This is a genomic window from Bacillus sp. SRI_025 (assembly GCF_057592095.1).
In genome coordinates this window covers 572,463-593,809 of record NZ_JBYEGB010000001.1, presented here as the reverse complement: position 1 = coordinate 593,809, position 21,347 = coordinate 572,463, and the positions used below count along the sequence as shown (strand labels likewise).

The following is a 21,347-nucleotide window of genomic DNA, read 5'->3' as shown; positions in this document are numbered from 1 at the left end:
CTTTGTTATGAAATTTTATATATGTGATAGTCCTTTATGACATAAGAAAGAAGGAAAATGTATTGTCATTCATCACCACGTATTACCCGCTGTTTATGCTTTGTGTTTTGTCTTTGTTGTATGTGATGTATCGTATTCAGCCGATAGCCTCTGCGATTAAAAAAATCATCATTGTGCTCTGTGTGTTAACAAATGCTGCATATATTTGCTGGCGTCTCTTCTTTACACTGCCGCATGAAGGTACATTTAATATGATAATGGGCATCTTGCTTGTGGCCTGTGAATGTATTGGATTTTTACAGCTGCTTGTGTTTTATACACTTGTTTGGAAGCCTTCAAATCGGAAACAAGTCATGATCAGTGATCTTGAAAGGCTGCCAACAGTTGATATTTTCATAGCTACATATAATGAACCAATTGAAGTGCTAAGACGCACGGTTGCAGGTTGTTTGAATCTGTCTTATCCAAAAGGCAGCGTCCATATTTATTTATGTGATGATGGCAAGAGGGAGTCTGTAGAGCAGCTTGCTTCTGAGTTTGGTGTTCATTATCTGACTAGAACAGATAACAAGTTTGCTAAGGCGGGGAATTTAAACCATGCGATGTCTCAAACGAATGGGGAGTTGATTCTCACACTTGATGCTGATATGGTCCCGCTTCCTGCCTTTTTAGAAAAGACAGTGCCTTACTTTCATGATGGAGCGACTGCATTTGTTCAAGTTCCACAGGCGTTTTATAACGAAGATCCTTTCCAATATAATATGTTCTCGAAGGATCGAATTCCAAATGAGCAGGACTTCTTCATGCAAACCCTCCAAGCTGGTAAAGATCGATTCAATGCGGTCATGTATGTCGGGAGTAATACGGTATTTAGAAGAACAGCATTAGAGGAAATTGGCGGATTTGCTACTGGAGTGATTACAGAAGACATGGCGACAGGAATGCTTCTCCAAGGGAAGTTCAAATCTGTGTCTGTCGGAGAGGTATTAGCTGTCGGTCTGGCACCTGAAAGCTGGCTTGATCTGTTAAAGCAGCGAGACCGCTGGTCGAGAGGGAACATTCAGTGCGCCCGTAAGTTTAATCCATTGAAGGTTCGCGGCTTAACGCTTATGCAGCGCGTTCTTTATTTAGATGGCATTGTGTATTGGTTTAACGGTTTGTTTAAAATGATTTACATTCTTACACCGATATTGTTTTTATTATTTGGTATTCAAAGTTTCTGGGCAGATTTTCAGTCCATTTTCATGTTTTGGCTGCCGGCGTTCTTTAGTTCGTACTTAGCGTTTAAACTGGTGTCGAATCAAAAAAGAAGTATGTTTTGGAGTCATATTTACGAAAGCTCTATGGCATTCCACCTGGCTGGTGTGGCTTTAAGTGAGCTGTTTTTGAAGAAGAGGGTTGAATTTCTTGTCACACCGAAGGGAATTCAAACGGACAAGAGACATTTTCATTTGAAAACGATGATTCCTCATTTGATCTTCTTGCTCCTCTCATTGCTAGTCCTTGTGAAAATAGGATACGATATGAAGGTAAATGGGACGATGAATGCTGATCTCACGTTGATTAATATTTTTTGGGTACTTTATAACGGTGCAGGGCTGTTCATGGCACTTATTGTGGCGTTTGATCGTCCGCGTTATCGAAAATCAGAGCGGTTTGTCATTGAAAAAGAGGGGCATCTTCGTTCCGATCATCAAGATGAGTCGATTGCTTGTTTTCTACTAGATATGAGTGATTCAGGTGCGCGTCTATCCATTCCATTGGATCAAGCTTCTTCTCTAAATCAAGGACAAATGCAATTATTCTTTTCAGAGAATGAAAGTGTGGCATGTGATGTGGTCTGGAGTCATCCGGAGGGAGACAAGCTGATGGTTGGTGTGGCTTTTACTGACACAGAAAAATCACAGTACCTATCACTGATCCGCTTCTTATTCACACGAGAGCACGTATCGATAACGGATCGTGAGAAAAAATCCTATGCTGTTCGGACATTTCTCCGCTTTGTAAGAGAAACGGAGAAAGTACCAAAGGCTATTCGGCGCAAATGGATGAGAAGACCATTGCAAGGTGTGGCAGGCACGCTAGTCTATGAGGACCGGTTAGAAGAGAAGGTGCTGGTGAACATACATGATATTAGTTTATCTGGGTGTAAAATCGAGTCTGAAGCTTCAATTGAATTACATGACAAAGTGCTAATCACCATTGATACAGAATCTCTGACAGAGCAGCCGGCGATTGTGGTTTGGACATCACAAAAACGCGGCCGCACAATAGCCGGACTCAAGTTTGTTCAGCCTGAAATCAAGCAGATAGAAGAAAGAGAGGGAGTGGTTTCTTGAAATCCAAAAATGGCGGTTACCTCTATTTACTATGGCTTCCTGTCATCATGGGAGCCGGCTACGGCATTTCGCTTTTAGTGCCATTTCTTCAGCCTGTACTGACACTTGGCATCGCAGGTCTTTATATTTTTATGTTTGGTGATTTTCAAGTAAGGCAGGTCAGGTATATTTTTATGTTCGTGTTTTTGATCAATGTCCTTTTTAGTGTGATGCTATTTTTGGGCATTTAAAAAAGTGCTTCCCGAGGCGGGGAGCACTTTTTGTTATTCTGCCATTTTTTCGAGGTTGCCGTTCCGATCCATTTTAAAGGTTGGTGCGGCACTATCGTCTTCTTCAAACAAAACTAGTTTTCTTGCACGGTTCATGATTTTGACGAGTGTTTCATAATCTTCTTGAATCGTGAGCTGATCCTTTTCAAGCTTTTTTACTTCAGCTTCTAGCTGCGAGACTTTATGAGAAAGCTCATTGTTTTCTCTTTTTAAGCGGCTGTTTTCCATACGTAAGGCAGTGGATTGCTGACCATCGCCTTCATAACGGCGTAAGAAATCAATGATATCGTCGATGGTTAATTCTTGATGCTGCCTAAATGGATTCGCTTCCGGCTTTTTCTCTGCGGTATTTGGGGCAGGAGAAGCCTGTGACAATAAATGTGATAAACTAGCTAACTCTTCATTGTAGCTTTGATCCACAAACTGAAGCTGTTCGGCAGTTTCAGCAGCTGGTGCAAATGTTTCTTCCTTTGCTGGCTCCAATTCCTGTGAGAATTCCTCCTGAGTGACCGTTTCTTCTACTTGCGGCTGATAAAGTAATCGTTTTTTCGCAGGCTGGCCATTGCCAAGTGCACGCATCCGTTGTTTTCGTTGTTTTTTGGCTAGTGCCAACGCTTTTTCATATTGATGCCTCACGACAGCGTTCCATCTAAATCCGCATGCTGCGGAGGTGCGGTTCAGCTTGTCTCCTACTTCTTCAAACGCATTTAGCTGTGTACTGCCCTCTCTGACGTGACGTAAGACGGTTTCTGCCAGGAGGAGATCATTTTCCTCTGACCAAGCATCTTGTCTTTGTTTTGACATGTGTTTAAACCCCCATATGATTTGATGGTATTAGATTAGCCAAGTTCAAGAAGGTTTATACAAGTTTGCTAAAAGGATAGTGGAAAATACTAGCTTTTATGTAAGCGCGTCATTGGGGCGGCAAAGCGTCTTGCAAGTCCAGCCGCTTCGATGTACAATGTTGGGTGGTATATTATTCACGATTGGCTGTCCAACTGTTTCATATAGAATGAAGTATCATCATTGAAAGGAAGCGTAAGACCATGGCTAATGAGTTTCGCGTATGTGACGATTGTGATGCGACGAACCTAAAGACGTTATTGCCTCGACTCAAATCGGTTGACCCTGATGCAAAAATTGAGATTGGCTGTCAATCCTATTGTGGTCCAGGACGAAAAAAGGCTTTTGCGTTTGTGAACAATCGCCCATTATCCGCACCAACAGAAGATGAATTACTCGAAAAGGTTCAAAAAAAAGTCAAATAAATGTCACTGAATGTGTTCAGTCGACCTAAAAAGAGGTCCGTCCCTGTCAGGTCGGGCTTTTTACGTCCGTGCAATCTTTGAGAACACATTCACCAGCAAATTCAAGGATGTTTTCGGAAAAAGTTACCCGATATAATAGAAACACGTCTTAAAAAAAGAGGGACGAAACGATGGCGTATCCAAAAGGTAAATTATCTGAGGAAAAGGTATTTAAAGATCCTGTGCACCGTTATGTTCACGTAAGGGACGCATTAATATGGGATTTAATAGGAACAAGAGAATTTCAGCGCCTGAGACGGATTAAACAGCTAGGAACCACGTATTTGACGTTTCATGGTGCAGAACACAGCCGATTCAATCATTCACTCGGTGTATACGAGATTGTGAGACGAATTGTGGATGATGTGTTTAAAGGGCGGCCTGAATGGGATGAAGGAGAGCGCGAGCTTGTACTTAGTGCAGCCTTGCTTCATGACCTCGGACATGGTCCATTTTCTCATTCCTTTGAAAAGGTCTTCCACTTAGACCATGAATCGTTTACAAGAGATATTATTTTAGGGCAGACGGAAGTCAATGAAGTGCTCCGCCGGGTGAGTGATGATTTCCCGAAGCATGTGGCTGAAGTCATTGCCAAAACGTATCAAAACAAACAGGTGGTTAGTTTGATCTCAAGTCAAATCGATGCCGACCGAATGGACTATTTGCAGCGTGATGCCTACTATACAGGCGTCAGCTACGGCCACTTTGATATGGAACGTATTTTACGTGTGATGCGTCCGAGAGAAGATCAGATTGTGATGAAGCAGAGCGGGATGCATGCGGTAGAAGATTATATTATGAGCCGCTATCAAATGTACTGGCAAGTCTATTTCCACCCAGTGACACGCAGTGCTGAAGTCATTTTAACGAAAATCCTTCATCGTGCAAAAGAGCTGCATGAAACGGGTTATATTTTTACACATGCCCCAGTTCATTTTTACTCAATTTTTGAGGGAAATGTCACCACAGAGGACTATATTAAGCTGGATGAATCCATTGTTTTATTTTATTTTCAGGCGTGGGAAGACGAAGAAGATCACGTGCTGGCCGATTTGTGCCGCCGTTTTATGAACCGCCGATTGTTCCAATATACAGAGTTTAATCCAAATGAAGAAATGACGAAATATTTCAAGCTGACCGCCTTGTTTAAGGAGGCAGGAATTGATCCTGACTACTATTTAGTGGTCGACTCGTCTTCTGACTTGCCCTATGACTTTTATAGACCAGGAGAGGAAGAAGAGAGGCTGCCAATTCACCTTTTGACGCAAAGTGGTCATATTAAAGAACTGTCGAGACAGTCAGATATTGTTGACGCCATTTCCGGTAAACGAAGAACCGATCATAAACTTTATTTCCCGATGGACTTAATTGTAGATATGTCGGAAAAAGCTGAAGAAAAGAAGGCGATCATGAAGCTGCTTGGTTTGGGATAAAGAAGTACTGAAAAAGGAGATGTCGGGAATTTGTTGAAAGAGCATGCAAAGTTGATGAAGGTATTCTCTGAATCAGGGGAAATCGTTGGACGGAAGAAGCTGCAAAAGATGATTTACATAGCAAAAAAGCTAAATTTGCCTTTTTACGAGAAATACGATTTTCATTTTTATGGCCCCTATTCAGAGGAGTTGACGCTCAGAATTGAAGAGCTGTGCAACCTTGGATTCTTGGACGAAATGAAGGAAAAAAAGGGCGGATACTATCAATATCGCTATTCGCTGACGGACAATGGGAAAGAGTTTCTCGATCAATGTGAAGTGGACATGCCTGACCTCAAAGCGCTGACGCACCAGATGAACGAGCAATCGTCCCGTTTCCTAGAGCTTGTCTCAACGATTTTATATTTTGATGACCTGCCAGAAGATGAGATAAAGGAAAAGGTCTTCACCATTAAAAGCAAGCAGCGTTATACGGACGAAGAATTTGAGGCTGCCCTTGCTTATATTGATCAGTTGAAGGAATTGAACTAACGAGAAGAACCAGTATGTGATGGCTGATGGCTAGAACAGACTGGTTTTTATTTTTGTACAGAAACAAGCCGACCGCATGGATCGACTTGTATTTTATGAATGGTGATAAGAGAATCTTGCTAAAAATTGTTTTGTACGTTCTTCTTTCGTCTGTTCAAAGACTTCTTCCGGCGTACCTGATTCGACGATGACTCCATCCTCCATGAAAATCACCCTGTCAGCAATATCATAGGCAAAGCTCATCTCGTGGGTGACGATGATCATGGTGACCCCGGTTTGTGCTACCTGTTTAATGACATCAAGCGTTTCTCCTACAAGTTCTGGATCTAATGCAGAGGTCGGTTCGTCGAATAAAATGACTTCTGGATTCAAAGCCAGTGCCCGTGCAATGCCGACTCGCTGCTGCTGTCCGCCAGATAATTGATGTGGATAGGCATCCTTTTTCTCTAGTAATCCGACCTTTGTGAGTAATTGGAGAGCTGTGTCATAGGCTTGATCTTTTGGTTGTTTACGGGCAATGACTAAACCTTCCATGACGTTTTCAAGTGCTGTTTTATGAAGAAATAGATCGTATTGCTGAAAGACCATGGCGGTTTTTCTGCGAAGTGCGAGAATGTCTTTAGGCCTTGCTTGATTGAACTTGACGGTCGTGTGATCAATGCTGATTTCTCCTTGATCTGCACGCTCAAGAAAATTCAAGCATCGCAGAAAGGTTGATTTTCCAGAACCGCTCGGACCTAAAATGACGACCACTTCGCCTCTTTCTACCGTTAAATCAATTCCTCTCAGAATCTGATTTTTACCGAACGCTTTATGCACCTGTTTGATAGCAATCATGCCAATCGTCTCCTTTTGTTTTTGTGTCCATATTTCTCATATCCGGCTGTAATGGCTTCGATAGAGGCACACAGGGCCCAGTAAATCAGGGCAACGGCGATGTATGCTTCAAGATAACGATAGTTCACATTGGCTTTAATTAAAGCGCCGTTTAAAATATCGACCACAGACACCATAGAAACGAGAGAAGAGGCTTTGATTAAACTGATCAGCATGTTGTTCAGCATTGGAAGGGAGATGGGAAAGACTTGCGGTATGATGACCCTTCTTAAAACCTGTCTGCTGGTGAAACCAACGGATAGAGCAGCATCGAATTGTCCCTTTGGAATAGATGCGAGAGAGCTTCGAAATATTTCAGATAACCCGCTTACGGCATATAAAGTAAGGGCGAAAATGGCAATCCATCGTCTGTCCAAATCACTGAAACGAATCTGAAGAGAAAGAGATGCAGCCAAATGGTCCAGTGAATCGGAAAAAAGCAGATAAGATACGAGCAAAATCAGGACAACCGGAATTGCTTTAAAAATAGCCACAAACCATTTGAACAAGGGAGACAATACAGGCACCTGATAAAAACGGATAAGGGCAATACCAAATCCAAAGACAGAGCCAAATAATAGCGGGAGAAAGCCTAATAGCAATGTCGTTGGCAAATAATGAAGTGCGGCTATAAAGGCCTGCAGCATAAAGGCAACATCAAAATCCACTCAGATCGCTCCTTTCTTATGATGTAGTAAAGTCTCCGCCCAATATTTTCTTAGACAAGTCAGCGAGCTTGCCGTTATCGATTAGTTTTTGTAATGCTTGATCAATGTCTTTTTGAAGTTTCGTATTGTTTTTTTGATAAAGATAATACGTTTTAGATACGTTTACAGGCTTTCCAGAGGTGACTAGATTGGCATTAAATTGTTTGTTTAGCTTGTTGACGTCATACTTTGTGAGCAGGGCCGCATCTACTGTGCCATTTTGAAGATTTTTGACGAGAATCTCGTTCCCGCCATCTCCGTAGACAATGTCAATTTTCCGATCATGCTTTTTGTTATATTGCTCAAGAAGATAAGCGAAATTACTACCTGTAGAGGTGTGCACTTTGTGTCCAGCCAAATCGTCAAGGCTTTGAAAATCATGACCGGAGGCTTTATCAACAACCACATAGCTTGTATAATCTGTGTAGCCAACTTTTCCAAATAGATATTTCTTCTGGCGCTCATCATTGATTTCATATTGATGGGCAGCGAGATCTACTTTACCAGCATCTAAAGCGGGCAGAATATTTTTGAATTCGAAGGATTCATATTTAAACTTATATTGTGGAAGCAGCTGATCCACTTCATCTAATACAGCCTTCTCATAGCCAGTTAATTTGCCGTTTTCATCTAAGTAAACGAAAGGCTGGTAAGCATTCCCTGTGCCAACGATGATTTCCTTCGCATCTGGATCATTATTCGCTGATTCTGCTTTGACTTCATTCGATTGTTCCGTATTTCCGCAGGCAGCAAGCAGCAGTGAGCCGAGTGTAAGCAGACCGATGATGTAATGTTTTTTGAATTGTTTGTTATTTTTCATGTGAAATCCTCCTCGTTTTACTTCGCACGCTTTTCGACTGTGAAAGCCGTTTCGGGTCTTTTTAAGGAAACGAATGTCGTCTGACGCTGTTTTCTTGTTTTCGGTGTATTGATCTGTTTTTCCAATAGGTCAAACGCTTTTTCCAGCAGCAGACTTAACAAAATAAAAATGACGGCAGCAATAAAGTATCCTTCTAATACGCGATAGTATAAAGCCCCTAATGTTTGAACCTTTCCTATAATATCCATCACGCCCAATGTGAAGGCGAGGGAGGTATTTTGTAATAAGTTGACAATGGCTACGCCAATATTCGGGAGCGCGATTCTACCTGCTTGAGGAATGAGTGTCCTTCTATAAATCTGCCATTTCGTCAGCCCGATTGAGGCAGCCGCTTCATATTGAGATGCTGGGACACTTGATAAGGCTGATCGGAATATTTCTGAAAAGTAGGCAGCTGTATTGAGTCCATATGTAATATAAAGAAAGATCAATTTGTTCCACATGGAGATATCAAGGCCAATTGCTGCGAGCACACCTGGCAGACCATAAAAGACAATAAACATTTGAACCAGGATAGGCGTTCCGCGAATAAAAGAGACATAGACTGCACTGAGTTGGTGCAGAACAGGAATGCGCTCAATTCGAAAATAAGCAAGGATGAATCCAAGAAAGCTGCCAATCAAAGTGGCAAATAAAACAATCAGCAAGGTCGTTGGAAGGGCTGATAATACTTTAGGAAAGAGTGTGACCACGTACTCCCATTTGAAAAACTCACCCACGTTGAATCACCTCCTATGTAGAAGTCGTTTCGACTTTTTCTTCTGCGGGTGGTGTCCCTAGAATGTCTGGATCAAAGCGTTCAGGGATAAGCACTTTATACATCAAAACACCTAAATCTCCATTTTCAGCCTCGCGTTCAATATATTTTGTATATCCTTTTCGTTCGTACATCTCTAAAAGCCAAGGGTGTTTCCGGCCAGAAGTGCCCAGTGTATATGCAGGCGCTTTATATGTCTGCCTAAGCAAGGTGTTTTCTACATAATCGAGCAGCTTATTTCCAATCCCTTGACCGGCTAAATCAGGAGCTGTCGCAAACCACCAAACAAATGGATAGCCTGAGACCGGCTCAGTGCTCTCCCAAGGAAAACGTATGGTGATGGTAGATATGAGCCGGCCGTCTCGTTCTAATACAACGGCAGCGGACTGTTTAATGTTTTCTGTGACCATTTCAAGCGTGGCGTTCGTGGAGGGCCAATCGATGCCCATTTCACCAAGTGGTTTAAATGCACTGGACAGCAATTCCAAAAAAGCTGGTGCATCTTCTTCGGTAGCGATGCGAAAAATATCTCGACTCATGACAAACCTCCATTCAAAATGTAATGTCAGATTAACGCTTTTTTTAAAGTCTCGATATCTGGATTCAGCAATGCTTGATACACGTGGGATTCATGGCTGATCTCAACTACAGGCACATAGCGGACACCGTATTTTGCTTCTAAAATGTTTCTGTAATCGTCATGCTCTGTGACATCAATCGTTGAAAAAGGAATCTGCTGTTCGTTGAAGTAGGATTGAATGTCCTTGCAATAACTGCATCCATTTTTGCTCCATAAAATGATTTTTTGACTGTTTGACATTAGACGTTCACCTCTTGATTGATTGGTTTTTGGTTTGTTTGTTCTTGATCAAATGCTTCTTTTAATAAAGTAATAGACGTGATCCTTTTATCAATATCTACGATTGGCGACAGCACGATGAATTCATTGATATCGTATGACTCGGATAGCTCAGTCAGCCTGTGATGAACGGTTTCTTTTGTGCCAGCGGTGTAGCCGGTTTTTTGTACGTGAATGTTGTAGTGTTCCTTCTCCGTTTCTTTCACCAGTTTTTCTGCATCCTCGAACGATGTGACATTCAGCTTTCTTCCATCGGAAAAGGAGACCTTTACTGTTTCCTTTTGTTTGATGTGCGAGAGTGCCTGTTCGTGATCTTCAGCTACAGAAACGGTGATGGCAAGAAGGAACTGCTGGCGGGCGCCCGCTTTCTGATATGTTTGGAAGGTCTCTCTTGCTTCTTTTAATAAAGCTTCATCTCCATTAATAAAGAAGGCAAACACAAAGGAGATACCAAGTTTTGCTGCGAATTCAGCGCTCTCCGTACTTCCCCCTAAAAGGAAGATGTCGGGTGATATACGCGGGATGGGCTGAGCATTCAAGTCATTTGTGTGTTCCGTCAGATAGGTGTTGAGATCCACTAATTTTTGAGAAAAATCCTTTCGTGACGCCTGATAATCTTCCTGGAGAGCTTGTGTCGATAGGTTCAGTCCTCCCGGTGCTTTCCCAACACCTAAATCGACCCTTCCAGGCGCTAATGATGCCAGGACGTGAAATGTTTCAGCCACCTTAAACGGACTGTAATGCTGAAGCATCACACCGCCAGACCCAATGCGTATGTTGTTTGTTTTTGCTAAGAGATAGCCGGCGAGAGCTTCAGGGGAAGAACCTGCTACTTGAGGGTTATTGTGATGTTCAGACACCCAAAACCTGTGATAGCCAAGCTGATCCGCTGCTTCAGCCAATCTGACAGTATGCTGAATGCCCGTCTCTGCGTTCTCGTTTTCACCGACAAGGCTTTGATCAAGAATACTAAGGGTGAACGACATTGGCTGTTCCTCCTATCAGACTTTGATATTGAGATAATGCGAGGTTTAACCTGTTTGCGGCATCTGAATCAAGTAAATAATCACCTGATTCCTGCTTTGTGACCTGTTGATCCACGACATACACGCCAGATTGAACAACCGTTGCACCAAGTTGATGAATAATCGGTTTAAGAGCATATTCAATGACGAGCAGGTGACCGTAGGTTCCTCCTAAAACGAACGGAAGGACGGGTTTTCCTTGCAACACTTTCTGTGGAAGTAAATCTAAAAACGTTTTTAAAATACCGGAAAATGAAGCTTTGTAGACAGGCGTTAACACAATGACACCGTCACTCTCATTCACAAGTTCAATGGCCTTGACAATCTCTTCGTTTGAAAAGTCCGCACGTATTAGTGCGCTGCTAGGCAGCTGGTGAACTTGAATGATATGTACATCGATTCCATTGATCGTTAAATGCTGCTGAACATGCTGCAGTACACCGGTTAATCGAGATTGGACGGAATGTCCGCCTGCTATAATCGTTACTTTCGTCAATTCGTCTCCTCCATTTCACATAATTCCTTCTAAACAACTTGGAATAGTTGATAATATAAATTATAATAAGGCAAACCAATTGAAAAGTATAATTAGTAATCATAAATACACGATTCAGTTATTTAAAATATAGAGAAAAGAGGGGTTTTTATGGAGATTCGTGCGATCCGCACCTTTGCCACCATCGTGAAATATGGGAATTTTTTAAAAGCAGCAGAAGCACTGAATTATTCTCAGCCAACCATTACCTTGCACATCAAACATTTAGAAGAGGAAATTGGAGAGAAGCTTCTAGAGAGAGGGAAGACCTTAAAGTTAACAGCATCAGGACAGCTTTTTTATGAAAGAGCCAATTCTTTACTCAATGAATATGAGAAACTGACGAAAACGCTCCAAGATTTAGAAGTGGGCATTGCGGGATTAATTCGCATCGGTGTTTCTGAGCCTACTGCCAGTTTAGAATTCCCGGCGCTCCTTGCAGAATTCAAGGAAAGGTTTCCGAATGTAGAATTTTCTGTGCAAGTAGCAGATGCAAATACACTGAGTTCCATGCTTTCCCATGATGAGATTGATTTTGCGATTTGCGGCGCACCAGAAGCTTCGATGGAAAATAGCTATAAGCCGCTTTTTCAAGATGATATCGTCCTGCTGGTCCCGTCTTCCCATCGATTGGCGGAAAAAGAGGCAGTGGAGGTAACTGATTTAGAAAATGAGACTATACTATTCACACCTCACAATTGCCCCATTCGCATACAAATTGAACAACAAATCGTCGATGGCATTGGGACAAATTATAAGAAATTAGAGATTACTAGCAGCATGTCCCATAAACATTATGTTCAGGCGGGCTTAGGAGTTTCTCTGTTTACACGAACGGCTCATTCTTTTACACTCCCCGGTACGAAGGTATTAGAAATAAAGGGCATTCAAGTTTCCCCGCCAGTTGGTCTATTGAGGAAAACAAATGATACGCCTGGAAGAGCTGTGCTCCAGTTTATTGATCTCATTGAAAATCGATTGCACCAGCACCAACCATCATAAAAAGAGGGGTTAGCCTTTATGCTAGCCCCTCTTTCAAGTTTATTTCACTGTTTGTTTCAGAAACTGATTCTTCTTAATGGGCAGACCCAAGTTTTCGCGAAGGGTATGAGCTGGATAATTTGGGTCGTAATATCCTCTTTCGACTAATATCGGAATGACGTGCTCCGTCCATTCGGATAAACCACTAGCTAAAATCGGAGCGCCAAAAATAAATCCATCTGCGGCATCCTCTTCGATCCATTGAATTAATTTGTCAGCTACTTGTTCATAAGTGCCGAAAAAGGCACTTTTAGGCGTGGTCACTTGTAAAGCGACTTCTCTTAAGGTCAGGTTTTGTTCTTTGGCCATTTTCTTAATGGAATCTGTTGTGGATTGGAAGCTGTTTGACCCAGCGTCACCTATATCCGGAAAAGGTCCATCAAGCGGGAATTGACTGAAGTCCAAGTGGTCAAAGAATCGGCCCAGATAATGCAGAGCTTCTTCAATAGAGACTAGATGTTTAATGGCTTCATATTTTTCTTCTGCTTCTTCGACTGTTTTCCCTGTAATCGGGTGGATGCCAGGGAATATTTTAATATCAGATGGTTTTCGACCAAACGCCTCGGCTCTATTTTTCACGTCGCGGTAATAGGCTTTTGCCTTTTCGAGTGAATCGGCATTTGTAAATACAGCGTCTGCTTCTTTTGCGGCTAGATCTTTTCCAGCCTCTGAAGCGCCTGCCTGGAAAATCACGGGCTGCCCTTGTTCAGAGCGTTCAATATTTAAAGGACCTTTGACAGAAAAGTGTTTTCCATGATGGTTTAAAGTGTGCAATTTATCTCGATCGAAGAAAACCCCCGTTGAACGATCCCTTACAAAAGCATCTTCTTCCCATGAGCTCCAAAGCCCGTTCACTACATGTAAGTACTCTTCTGCAATTTCATATCGAAGTGAGTGGCTTGGGTGCGAACGGATGATGTGATTTTCAGCAGAGCCCTCTAATGGGGAAGTCACAACATTCCAGCCTGCCCGGCCTTTACTTAATTTGTCCAAGGAAGCAAATTGTCTGGCAATGGTAAAGGGCTCACTGTATGAAGTGGATACAGTACCCACAAGTCCAATCTGTTTGGTGACTGTGGCAAGCGCAGATAAGATGGTTAATGGTTCAAATCGATTCAAGAAATGAGGAATTGAATGTTCGTGGATATATAAACCATCTGCAACAAAAACAAAACGGAAACCCGCTGATTCTGCCTTTTTTGTCATCGCTTGATAATAATCAATGTTAACACTTGCATCTGCTGGAACCGATTCATCCTTCCATGCATTCATGTGACCCCCTGGGCCATGTAACATTAATCCAAATTGTATGTGCTTTTTTCCAGTCATGCCGATCATCCCTTCTGTTTGAGGTAGCAATGTTTTATGTCCTTCATCATAAGGCAGAACCGCAGAGAAGTATAATTGGTATCAGTAAAGTGTGACTTTATCTTTTCTAATATCATTTTTTGTTTCTTTTAGATGTGTCGTTAGGTCCATGATATGATTTCTTGAAAAACATGGATGTTTACTAAGTAAATGACCCAGACCAAAAGCGCTATTTTTCGATGAAATGTGTGTCAAAATATCTGAAAAATTAGTGAAAATGACGTAATTCGACTTTTTTCCTGTGCATCTAATTCCCTGTTTTTGACTGAAGAGAAGGAAAATGGTGAATTTTCAGTGAATATATAACTTTGTGAAAAACAAAGGAGGGATAGGAATGAAAAAGCGTTCAGTCTTTTTGTCATTTTTATTGGTAGGTAGTTTGTTACCGGGAGTAAGTTCAGCTTCAGCACCAGTAGCGAGTGCTGGTCATGGTCATGATCATGGTCATGCGCCGTTCGAAACCCATATTGGTGAGGGGTTGCCAAAAGCAAACAGTTTTAAAGATTTGACGGCAGCACCTCCAATTGAACGAGATGTAACAACAAAGGTATTAGATGAGTCTGGTAAGCAGGTAGGCTCGAGAACCTTTAAGGCCAATACAGGAGATTCAATTTCAACAAAAGCAAGTACAGGCAGTCAGAAGGTCACTGTCTATGCGGTTGCTGATGCGCAGTATCGTGCGAAATATAGTGACTGGCAAACACGGATTGTCAACATCATCGAGCAAGCAGATGTCACGTTTAACCGTGATCATGATGTGGACTTTGTCGTACAAGCAGTAGGATCTTGGACTTCTTCGGGATCAAATTCATCACAAATTCTTTCCAACCTTGCGCGCAGCTTTGATGGCAGAGGATACGACTTTGTCACTGGATTTACAGCAAATCCAAACTTTGATGCTGGCGGAATCGCTTATGTCTACAATAGTGCACCAAGCGGAAGTGCATTCGCCGTGAACCTTGACCAAGGAACAGCGAATACAGCAAAAGCGGCTACACATGAATACGGCCATAACTTTGGCTTACCGCATGACCCTCAAGGAAGCGGCATTGTCTGCTTAATGAATTATGATTATTCCTACACAGTTGACTACTTTGATGCGGCTCATAAAAATCAAGTGAACCGTAATAAAGCTTGGTACAGATAAGAAAGAAGACAAAAGGACAAACACCTTATGGGTTTGTCCTTTTTATATGCTTACAGGTCGCTCATTCGCTTTCCTGCTACGGCATAGTGTTCTTTTTTCATTTCTTCAATAATAACAGAGACTTTTTCTGCACCTGCGCCTGTTGTTTCAACAACAGCATCAGTGACTTTCTCCACAAGCGCTCTTTTTTGCTCGTCTGTTCTTCCTTCAAGCATTTGTACGGTGACAATCGGCATGGCGAAAACCTCCTTTTTCCTTTAATGCTACGCTTCCCTTTAGTTTAAGGGACTTCTTATAGTATACTGAATGAAGTAAATCATTGTATAGAAAGAAAGAGGGATTCATGCCTTTGAACCAATTTCTTGTTTATCCATTAGAACTTATTCCATATGTCGCCATTACGCTTGTTGTTGCATTTACGATGCACGAGCTGGCACATGCATATGTTGCGTACCGTTTCGGAGACCCGACGGCTAAGAATCAAGGGAGACTGACGTTAAATCCACTGAAGCATCTCGATATTTTCGGGACGATTTTGATCTTTGTGGCGGGGTTTGGCTGGGCGAGACCTGTACCAGTGAATCGTTACCATTTTAAAAAACCGCGTTTAGCAGGGATTTGTGTATCTATTGCTGGACCATTAAGTAACTTAGTGCTGGCGTTTTTGGGCTTTCTTGTGTATGTGCTTCTTCAGAAGTTTGGCGGGGAATGGATCATGCGTTTTGAGCCGGGAGTCGATTATTTCTTCCAGATCTTTATTAACTTAAACGTCATCTTGTTCCTATTTAACTTATTGCCGCTTCCACCGCTTGATGGATATCGTATCATTGAGGACGTCGTCAGTCCTAGTATTCGTGCGAAAATGACGCAATTTGAACAATATGGGATCATTATTTTTCTCATATTCGTGATCACACCGCTGGGTCAGTTTGTGTTTGGTCCATTGATCGGAATGCGGGATCAAATCATATACTGGTTTAATCTTATTTTGAAGCCGCTGCTTTAGGAGGTTTAATGAATGGAAGGTAAAAAGAAGAAACCAATTGGTTTTAACATCATTAAAAAAACAGATGCAACCGACGGACATGGAGGCTTTGGGGCAGGTGCACTCAGCCTTGATAATATCTCGCCAGTCATCATTGATGTAGAGGAAAAAGAAGCTGTCATTGATATTGGTGCCATGCATGCAAGAAGTGCCGTCGAAAAAGGAATTAAATTTTTGAAAACAAAAGAAGAGGTACCGAACGGAAAGCCTTATTGGCTCGTATGGGTGACGATTGACCGCAGAGAAGAAGGGCCTTATTATGCAGGTGTGACGGCTTGTGAAATGACCGTTGACCGTTCGATTCGCCGCGGGTATAAGTCACTTCCAGAGCATGTGAATTTAATGGATAAATCGATGAAGCGAAAAATCGTCGTGAGTCATATGGATGACGTATCCAAAAAGGTGCTGGCTGATTTCTTAAAGGGTCACAATGAAGCGCTATGGGATGCATCGACAGATGAATTAAAAGAAGGATTGGCTGTCCCTGAATAATTGTGAAATTTTTGTGAAGAATGGCGGATCACTACCAAATCCATCCGTTTTTTGAGTAAACTGGTGTTAAAGCTAGGACATGGAGAATCCCGAGATGCAGATCTCGGGGTTTTTCATGTCTTTTTTTAACGTTTCAGCCACTTTTCCCACCATTTCTTTGGCTTTTGATCTTGAACTGGTTCCTGCTCAGAGGCTTTGTCCTCAGCGCCATAGCAGACACCTGTCGGCTCTGTTCCTTCTATAAAATAAGTAAACACCTTTGATTCACAACCTGGCCCTGCTAGGTCGCCAGTTTTTGGATTGATATATACCCCTTTGACACCGTCTGGAGGCATGAAGGAGGAGGCTGGCTGCTTCGAGAGGGCTGATTCCATAAAGGAAGCCCATATTTTTTTAGCATAGGCCGTTTCTTCGACTGAATCAATGGTGCGGCCTTTATCATAGCCTGTCCATACACCTGTGACGAGCTGGGGAGAGAAGCCGATCATCCAGCTGTCGGCTCCTGTTGTCCCGGATTTTCCTCCGTATGTTCGTGTAAGGTCCTTTATAATGGTGCGGCCAGTGACACTTGTATAGCCGTTTAATTGATTGTTGAACATTCCTGACATCATATCGGTGGTGACAAAGGCTGCTTTTTCATCGAGGATTTGTTCTCGTTTTTGTTTCTCTTCAAAAAGCACATTGCCTTTTGCGTCGGTTACTTTCGTAATAAAGGTTGGTTTGACGCGTTTTCCGCCATTGACGAGCATGGCGTAAGCGTTGGTCATTTCAATGGGTTTCACAGGAGACGTGCCTAGAGCAAGAGATGGTACTTGATCTAGTTTCTCCTTGATTCCAAATGTCTTGCCAGCACGTACAAGCTGCTCCATTCCTAAAAATAGATGGGTCTTTACAGCGTAAATATTATCAGACAGCGCTAAAGCTTGTAGCATTGTAATGCCGTCATTGGCGTAATAGCCGTGATAATTGCTTGGTGAATAAGCCGCACCGCTGCCTTGATCATCCAGTTCAAACACCGTTTCCTCACTGCGCATGACGGTTGCGGGTGTAAACCCGTTTTGCAAGGCAATGTAATAAAGAAGGGGTTTCATGGTTGAACCGGGCTGCCTTTTTGCTTGTGTCACCCGGTTGAATGGACTTTTCTCATAATCTCTCCCACCTATGAGGGCAAGTACATGGCCTGTTTGAGGATGGATGGCGGCAAAGCCAATTTGGATATCTGATTTGGAATCCATCGTGTTTTTTAACGTCTTTTCTGCGATTTTCTGTAATTTTGGATTAAGGGTCGTTTGGATATGAAGTCCATAGGTTTCGATCTGTTCCTCTGTTAACCCCAAGCTTTGTTTCAACTCTCGAATCACATCGTCATAAAAATATGGGGCTTGCTTTGCTTGCAGCTGCTTCTTCTGCAAAGGGCGATAGGACAGCTTTTCTTTCGCAGCGTCATTGGCTGCTTTTTTCGTAATCATGCCATCCTCTTGCATTTGTCTCAAAATCATATTCTTTCTTGCGCCGGCTTTCTCCTCATTCACATAAGGGGAATAGAGAGAAGGCCCCTTTGGGATACCGGCAAGAAGGGCAGATTCAGCGAGGGTTAAGTTCTTTGCTTTTTTTCCGAAATACAGACGTGACGCTGCTTCCACACCGTACGCTCCGTGACCATAATAAATGGTGTTCAAGTATCCTTCTAAAATCTCATCTTTTGTATAGTTTTGCTCTAAACGAATCGTGTAAAAGGCTTCATTCCACTTCCGCTTCCACGTTTTATCATGATCTAAATACAGATTTCGTGCATATTGCTGGGTGATCGTGCTGGCACCTTGTACCTTAGCCATGGCACGAATATCGGCCACCGCAGCACCTGCCATCCGTTTCACATCAAAGCCATGATGCTCATAAAAGGTTTTATCCTCAACAGCCACAACAGCCTGTCTCATATGAGGAGACATATTCTTTAATGGCACCCAATATCTCTTTTCTCCAAAACTGGATTCTCCAAGCTTTGACCCATCAGCTGCATAAATGGTCGTGGATTGGGGAACTTGAACAGAAGGGGCACCTTGCCATTTAGCTATTAATAGAATCGTCAAAAAGACAGTGCCTGCAAATAGAAAAGCGAGCAAGCCGATAAAAAAACAGGCTCGAATCGTTTTCACGGTCATGCGGATTTTTTTATTACTCATGATTGTGTCCATGCAAAGCCCCCATTTTGACGGTTTTTTATCAGTATGGAACAAAGAAAACCGTTTTAAACAAGCGATTGCAGGAGCACTTTAAAAAATGAAGAGAACTCAAGCGGTTCTTTACAATTTGATATGAATCCACTATACTTTTTTCTTGGACAATCGATATAGTCAAAGCCGATAAAAGGCGCTAACAATAGATGTTTGTTTATTATTGGATGAGAGGAAGATGAACAATGAGCGAACTTTGGTATACAGAGAAGCAAACGAAGAATTTTGGTATTACATTGAAGGTGAACAAAACCCTTCACACAGAACAAACAGACTTTCAGCATTTAGAAATGGTGGAAACAGAAGAGTTTGGCAATATGCTGTTTTTAGACGGCATGGTGATGACATCTGAGAAAGATGAGTTTGTATACCACGAAATGGTGGCTCATGTTCCTCTTTTCACTCATCCAAACCCGGAAAATGTTCTTGTCGTAGGCGGAGGAGACGGCGGTGTTATTCGTGAAATCCTCAAACACCCAAGTGTGAAAAAAGCGACACTTGTTGATATTGACGGAAAGGTTATCGAATACTCGAAAAAATTCCTTCCTTCTATTGCTGGGAAATTAGACGATCCTCGTGTAGATGTCAAAGTCGGAGACGGTTTTATGCACATTGCTGAAGCTGACAACGAGTATGATGTGATCATGGTGGACTCAACTGAGCCGGTTGGACCAGCTGTGAACCTATTCTCTAAAGGATTTTACGCAGGAATCTCAAAGGCACTCAAAGAAGACGGTATTTTTGTTGCACAAACGGACAACCCTTGGTTCACACCGGAGCTGATTACAAATGTACAGCGTGATGTAAAAGAAATTTTCCCAATTACGAAGCTTTACACAGCGAATATTCCAACGTATCCAAGCGGTCTTTGGACATTCACCATCGGTTCTAAAAAATATGATCCACTTGCTGTAGAAGACAGCCGTTTCTTTGATATTGATACGAAATATTACACAAAAGAATTGCACAAAGCGGCATTCGTTCTGCCGAAATTTGTGAGCGACTTAATCAAATAAATCAAGCGAAATGGGAATGCGCAAATGACAGTTTGCGCATTTTTTGAAGCGTAAAAGGAGGAATCTTGCATGAGATTCGACGAGGCTTATTCAGGAAAAGTGTTTATTGGAAGTCATCCGACATGGGAAGATGCAAAGGTCATTTTATACGGCTTGCCGATGGACTGGACAGTCAGCTACCGCCCAGGTTCACGTTTCGGTCCGAACCGCATTCGTGAAGTATCGATCGGTTTAGAGGAATACAGCCCTTATTTAGATCGTGAGCTGCACGAGGTGCCATTCTTCGATGCGGGTGACATCCCACTTCCTTTTGGGAATGCACAAAAGAGCTTAGATTTAATTGAAGAGTATGTCGACAGTATTTTAGAAAAAGGAAAGTTTCCATTAGGAATGGGCGGCGAGCATCTTGTGTCTTGGCCGGTTTTCCGTGCGATGTATAAGAAATACCCTGATTTGGCGATCATCCATATGGACGCACATACAGATCTTCGTGAGGAATATGAGGGTGAGCCACTTTCACATTCAACACCAATTCGTAAAGTTGCAGGACTTATTGGAGCTGAAAATGTATTTTCTTTCGGCATCCGTTCTGGAATGAAAGAAGAATTTGAATGGGCAAAAGAAGCGGGTATGCACATTTCTAAATTTGAAGTGCTGGAGCCATTGAAGCAAGTATTGCCAAAGCTAAAAGGGCGTCCAGTATATGTGACGATCGATATTGATGTACTTGACCCAGCCCATGCACCTGGTACAGGAACGGTAGATGCTGGCGGTATTACATCAAAAGAGCTGCTTGCATCCATTCATGCGATTGCAGGATCTGACGTCAAAGTCGTTGGGGCAGACCTAGTCGAGGTAGCACCTGTATATGATCACTCTGACCAAACAGCGAATACAGCGAGTAAGCTTTTACGCGAAATGCTGCTTGGGTTTGTGAAATAATCAGTTGATAGAGGAGCTTGTCATCTCATGTGGACAAGCTCTTTTTTTACATTGATCAAACTTAAAGGAGGCAGCTCATGTTTTCTTCAATATTGATGGTGTCCCTCGCTTTATGCGTATTAGCGGCAGGCTTTCTCACACTGAAACGAGAGCTCGCAGCTGATCCGCCTGTCTTTGCTTCTAAAAAGGAAGCAAAGGAGGAGTTAGTTGGTTTATTTCAGGATCGGGGCTTTTTCTATCTGACGGCCATAGCGTTATTCATGCAGGTGGTATTTAAGAAGAATCAAATCGCACCAATTGATTTTTTTCAGGCATTTTTGGCAAGTTCAGGCATACAGGCTCTTTTTTATTTACTGAAAAGAAAAGACTTAGGCGTAAAGGCTGGACTTGTCGTATTGGTCAGTTGCATTTTTCTTTTTTTCTAAAGGGATGGCTGAAGATGAAAAACGAAGTTTAATCACCGTGAAGAAGAGAAATGATGGTATGATAGGCGATCATGAATATGGTATACTATTTTAGTTAAACGGGTCTTAGCAAAGGAAGT

Annotated in this window: 24 protein-coding genes; 12 read left to right on the top strand and 12 right to left on the bottom strand. The window is 42.3% G+C overall.

Translation table 11 applies throughout. The features are described from left to right. Positions 1-62: 62 nt before the first annotated feature. Entirely contained in the window at positions 63-2,339 is a 2,277-nt protein-coding gene (locus AC20OE_RS03045; protein ID WP_058838520.1) for a glycosyltransferase, read from the top strand. Continuing rightward, positions 2,336-2,569, top strand: coding sequence for a DUF5970 family protein (locus AC20OE_RS03040; RefSeq protein ID WP_024426379.1), 234 nt, complete (start codon positions 2,336-2,338; stop codon positions 2,567-2,569). The genes AC20OE_RS03045 and AC20OE_RS03040 overlap by 4 nt, the downstream gene beginning before the upstream one ends. A gap of 33 nt (positions 2,570-2,602) precedes the next feature. Here the strand turns inward: AC20OE_RS03040 and AC20OE_RS03035 are convergent, their stop codons facing one another. Beyond that, positions 2,603-3,412 carry an RsfA family transcriptional regulator gene (locus AC20OE_RS03035; RefSeq protein ID WP_034281253.1) on the bottom strand — a complete coding sequence of 270 codons (810 nt, stop codon included), beginning with the start codon at positions 3,410-3,412 and terminating at the stop codon, positions 2,603-2,605. Between the two features lie 242 nt (positions 3,413-3,654). Between AC20OE_RS03035 and AC20OE_RS03030 the strand changes: the two genes are divergently transcribed. The 3 genes from AC20OE_RS03030 (at position 3,655) to AC20OE_RS03020 (ending at position 5,879) form a co-directional block, all read left to right on the top strand. Continuing rightward, on the top strand, positions 3,655-3,876 hold the full coding sequence (locus AC20OE_RS03030; RefSeq protein WP_003215259.1) for a YuzB family protein: 222 nt from the start codon (positions 3,655-3,657) through the stop codon (positions 3,874-3,876). A gap of 170 nt (positions 3,877-4,046) precedes the next feature. Next, the gene (locus AC20OE_RS03025) at positions 4,047-5,348 is read left to right on the top strand and encodes an HD domain-containing protein (RefSeq protein WP_007497716.1); all 1,302 of its coding nucleotides are present in this window, start codon (positions 4,047-4,049) and stop codon (positions 5,346-5,348) included. A gap of 30 nt (positions 5,349-5,378) precedes the next feature. Next, positions 5,379-5,879: a YwgA family protein gene (locus AC20OE_RS03020; protein WP_047202587.1), complete on the top strand. Its 501-nt coding sequence runs from the start codon at positions 5,379-5,381 to the stop codon at positions 5,877-5,879. A 93-nt stretch (positions 5,880-5,972) separates the two neighbouring features. On the opposite strand, the gene AC20OE_RS03015 is transcribed toward AC20OE_RS03020, so the two are convergent. The 8 genes from AC20OE_RS03015 to ssuE are packed head-to-tail and all read right to left on the bottom strand — an operon-like array spanning position 5,973 to position 11,479. Next, positions 5,973-6,716: an amino acid ABC transporter ATP-binding protein gene (locus AC20OE_RS03015; RefSeq protein ID WP_059377937.1), complete on the bottom strand. Its 744-nt coding sequence runs from the start codon at positions 6,714-6,716 to the stop codon at positions 5,973-5,975. Continuing rightward, positions 6,713-7,423 carry an ABC transporter permease subunit gene (locus tag AC20OE_RS03010; RefSeq protein ID WP_047202585.1) on the bottom strand — a complete coding sequence of 237 codons (711 nt, stop codon included), beginning with the start codon at positions 7,421-7,423 and terminating at the stop codon, positions 6,713-6,715. The genes AC20OE_RS03015 and AC20OE_RS03010 overlap by 4 nt, the downstream gene beginning before the upstream one ends. Before the next feature lie 16 nt (positions 7,424-7,439). Beyond that, positions 7,440-8,282 (bottom strand): transporter substrate-binding domain-containing protein, encoded by an 843-nt coding sequence (locus AC20OE_RS03005; RefSeq protein ID WP_099663750.1) that lies wholly within the window; start codon positions 8,280-8,282, stop codon positions 7,440-7,442. A 17-nt stretch (positions 8,283-8,299) separates the two neighbouring features. After that, positions 8,300-9,061: an amino acid ABC transporter permease gene (locus AC20OE_RS03000; RefSeq protein WP_048237685.1), complete on the bottom strand. Its 762-nt coding sequence runs from the start codon at positions 9,059-9,061 to the stop codon at positions 8,300-8,302. A gap of 13 nt (positions 9,062-9,074) precedes the next feature. Next, positions 9,075-9,638: a GNAT family N-acetyltransferase gene (locus AC20OE_RS02995; RefSeq protein ID WP_058838526.1), complete on the bottom strand. Its 564-nt coding sequence runs from the start codon at positions 9,636-9,638 to the stop codon at positions 9,075-9,077. Positions 9,639-9,664: 26 nt separating this feature from the next. Next, positions 9,665-9,919, bottom strand: coding sequence for a glutaredoxin family protein (locus AC20OE_RS02990; RefSeq protein WP_099663751.1), 255 nt, complete (start codon positions 9,917-9,919; stop codon positions 9,665-9,667). Beyond that, on the bottom strand, positions 9,919-10,944 hold the full coding sequence (locus tag AC20OE_RS02985; RefSeq protein ID WP_099663752.1) for an LLM class flavin-dependent oxidoreductase: 1,026 nt from the start codon (positions 10,942-10,944) through the stop codon (positions 9,919-9,921). Before AC20OE_RS02985 ends, AC20OE_RS02990 begins: the two co-directional genes overlap by 1 nt. Continuing rightward, complete coding sequence (gene ssuE, locus AC20OE_RS02980) at positions 10,928-11,479, bottom strand: NADPH-dependent FMN reductase (RefSeq protein WP_099663753.1); 552 nt, start codon at positions 11,477-11,479, stop codon at positions 10,928-10,930. Before ssuE ends, AC20OE_RS02985 begins: the two co-directional genes overlap by 17 nt. Before the next feature lie 150 nt (positions 11,480-11,629). Between ssuE and AC20OE_RS02975 the strand changes: the two genes are divergently transcribed. Next, entirely contained in the window at positions 11,630-12,520 is an 891-nt protein-coding gene (locus AC20OE_RS02975) for a LysR family transcriptional regulator (protein ID WP_099663754.1), read from the top strand. A gap of 39 nt (positions 12,521-12,559) precedes the next feature. Here AC20OE_RS02975 and AC20OE_RS02970 read toward each other — a convergent pair whose 3' ends face one another. After that, entirely contained in the window at positions 12,560-13,888 is a 1,329-nt protein-coding gene (locus tag AC20OE_RS02970) for an LLM class flavin-dependent oxidoreductase (RefSeq protein WP_059377951.1), read from the bottom strand. 373 nt (positions 13,889-14,261) lie between these two features. On the opposite strand from AC20OE_RS02970, the gene AC20OE_RS02965 reads away from it, so the two are divergent. Then, on the top strand, positions 14,262-15,074 hold the full coding sequence (locus AC20OE_RS02965; protein ID WP_058838532.1) for a zinc-dependent metalloprotease: 813 nt from the start codon (positions 14,262-14,264) through the stop codon (positions 15,072-15,074). A 50-nt stretch (positions 15,075-15,124) separates the two neighbouring features. Here the strand turns inward: AC20OE_RS02965 and thmT are convergent, their stop codons facing one another. After that, positions 15,125-15,310 (bottom strand): 2-hydroxymuconate tautomerase, encoded by a 186-nt coding sequence (gene thmT / locus AC20OE_RS02960; RefSeq protein ID WP_003214939.1) that lies wholly within the window; start codon positions 15,308-15,310, stop codon positions 15,125-15,127. Between the two features lie 113 nt (positions 15,311-15,423). Between thmT and AC20OE_RS02955 the strand changes: the two genes are divergently transcribed. Both AC20OE_RS02955 and AC20OE_RS02950 read left to right on the top strand, forming a co-directional pair. Next, positions 15,424-16,080, top strand: coding sequence for a site-2 protease family protein (locus tag AC20OE_RS02955; protein ID WP_371412193.1), 657 nt, complete (start codon positions 15,424-15,426; stop codon positions 16,078-16,080). A gap of 12 nt (positions 16,081-16,092) precedes the next feature. Further along, a complete protein-coding gene (locus AC20OE_RS02950; RefSeq protein WP_039182196.1) occupies positions 16,093-16,611 on the top strand; it encodes a YwhD family protein in 519 nt (172 codons plus the stop codon). A 125-nt stretch (positions 16,612-16,736) separates the two neighbouring features. Here the strand turns inward: AC20OE_RS02950 and AC20OE_RS02945 are convergent, their stop codons facing one another. Beyond that, positions 16,737-18,806 carry a transglycosylase domain-containing protein gene (locus AC20OE_RS02945; protein WP_099663755.1) on the bottom strand — a complete coding sequence of 690 codons (2,070 nt, stop codon included), beginning with the start codon at positions 18,804-18,806 and terminating at the stop codon, positions 16,737-16,739. A 224-nt stretch (positions 18,807-19,030) separates the two neighbouring features. Between AC20OE_RS02945 and speE the strand changes: the two genes are divergently transcribed. From speE to AC20OE_RS02930, 3 genes are all read left to right on the top strand, one after another. Then, the gene (speE, locus tag AC20OE_RS02940; protein ID WP_003214614.1) at positions 19,031-19,861 is read left to right on the top strand and encodes a spermidine synthase; all 831 of its coding nucleotides are present in this window, start codon (positions 19,031-19,033) and stop codon (positions 19,859-19,861) included. A 69-nt stretch (positions 19,862-19,930) separates the two neighbouring features. After that, a complete protein-coding gene (speB, locus tag AC20OE_RS02935; protein ID WP_099663756.1) occupies positions 19,931-20,803 on the top strand; it encodes an agmatinase in 873 nt (290 codons plus the stop codon). A 77-nt stretch (positions 20,804-20,880) separates the two neighbouring features. Further along, a complete protein-coding gene (locus AC20OE_RS02930) occupies positions 20,881-21,228 on the top strand; it encodes a hypothetical protein (RefSeq protein ID WP_099663757.1) in 348 nt (115 codons plus the stop codon). Positions 21,229-21,347: the final 119 nt, after the last annotated feature.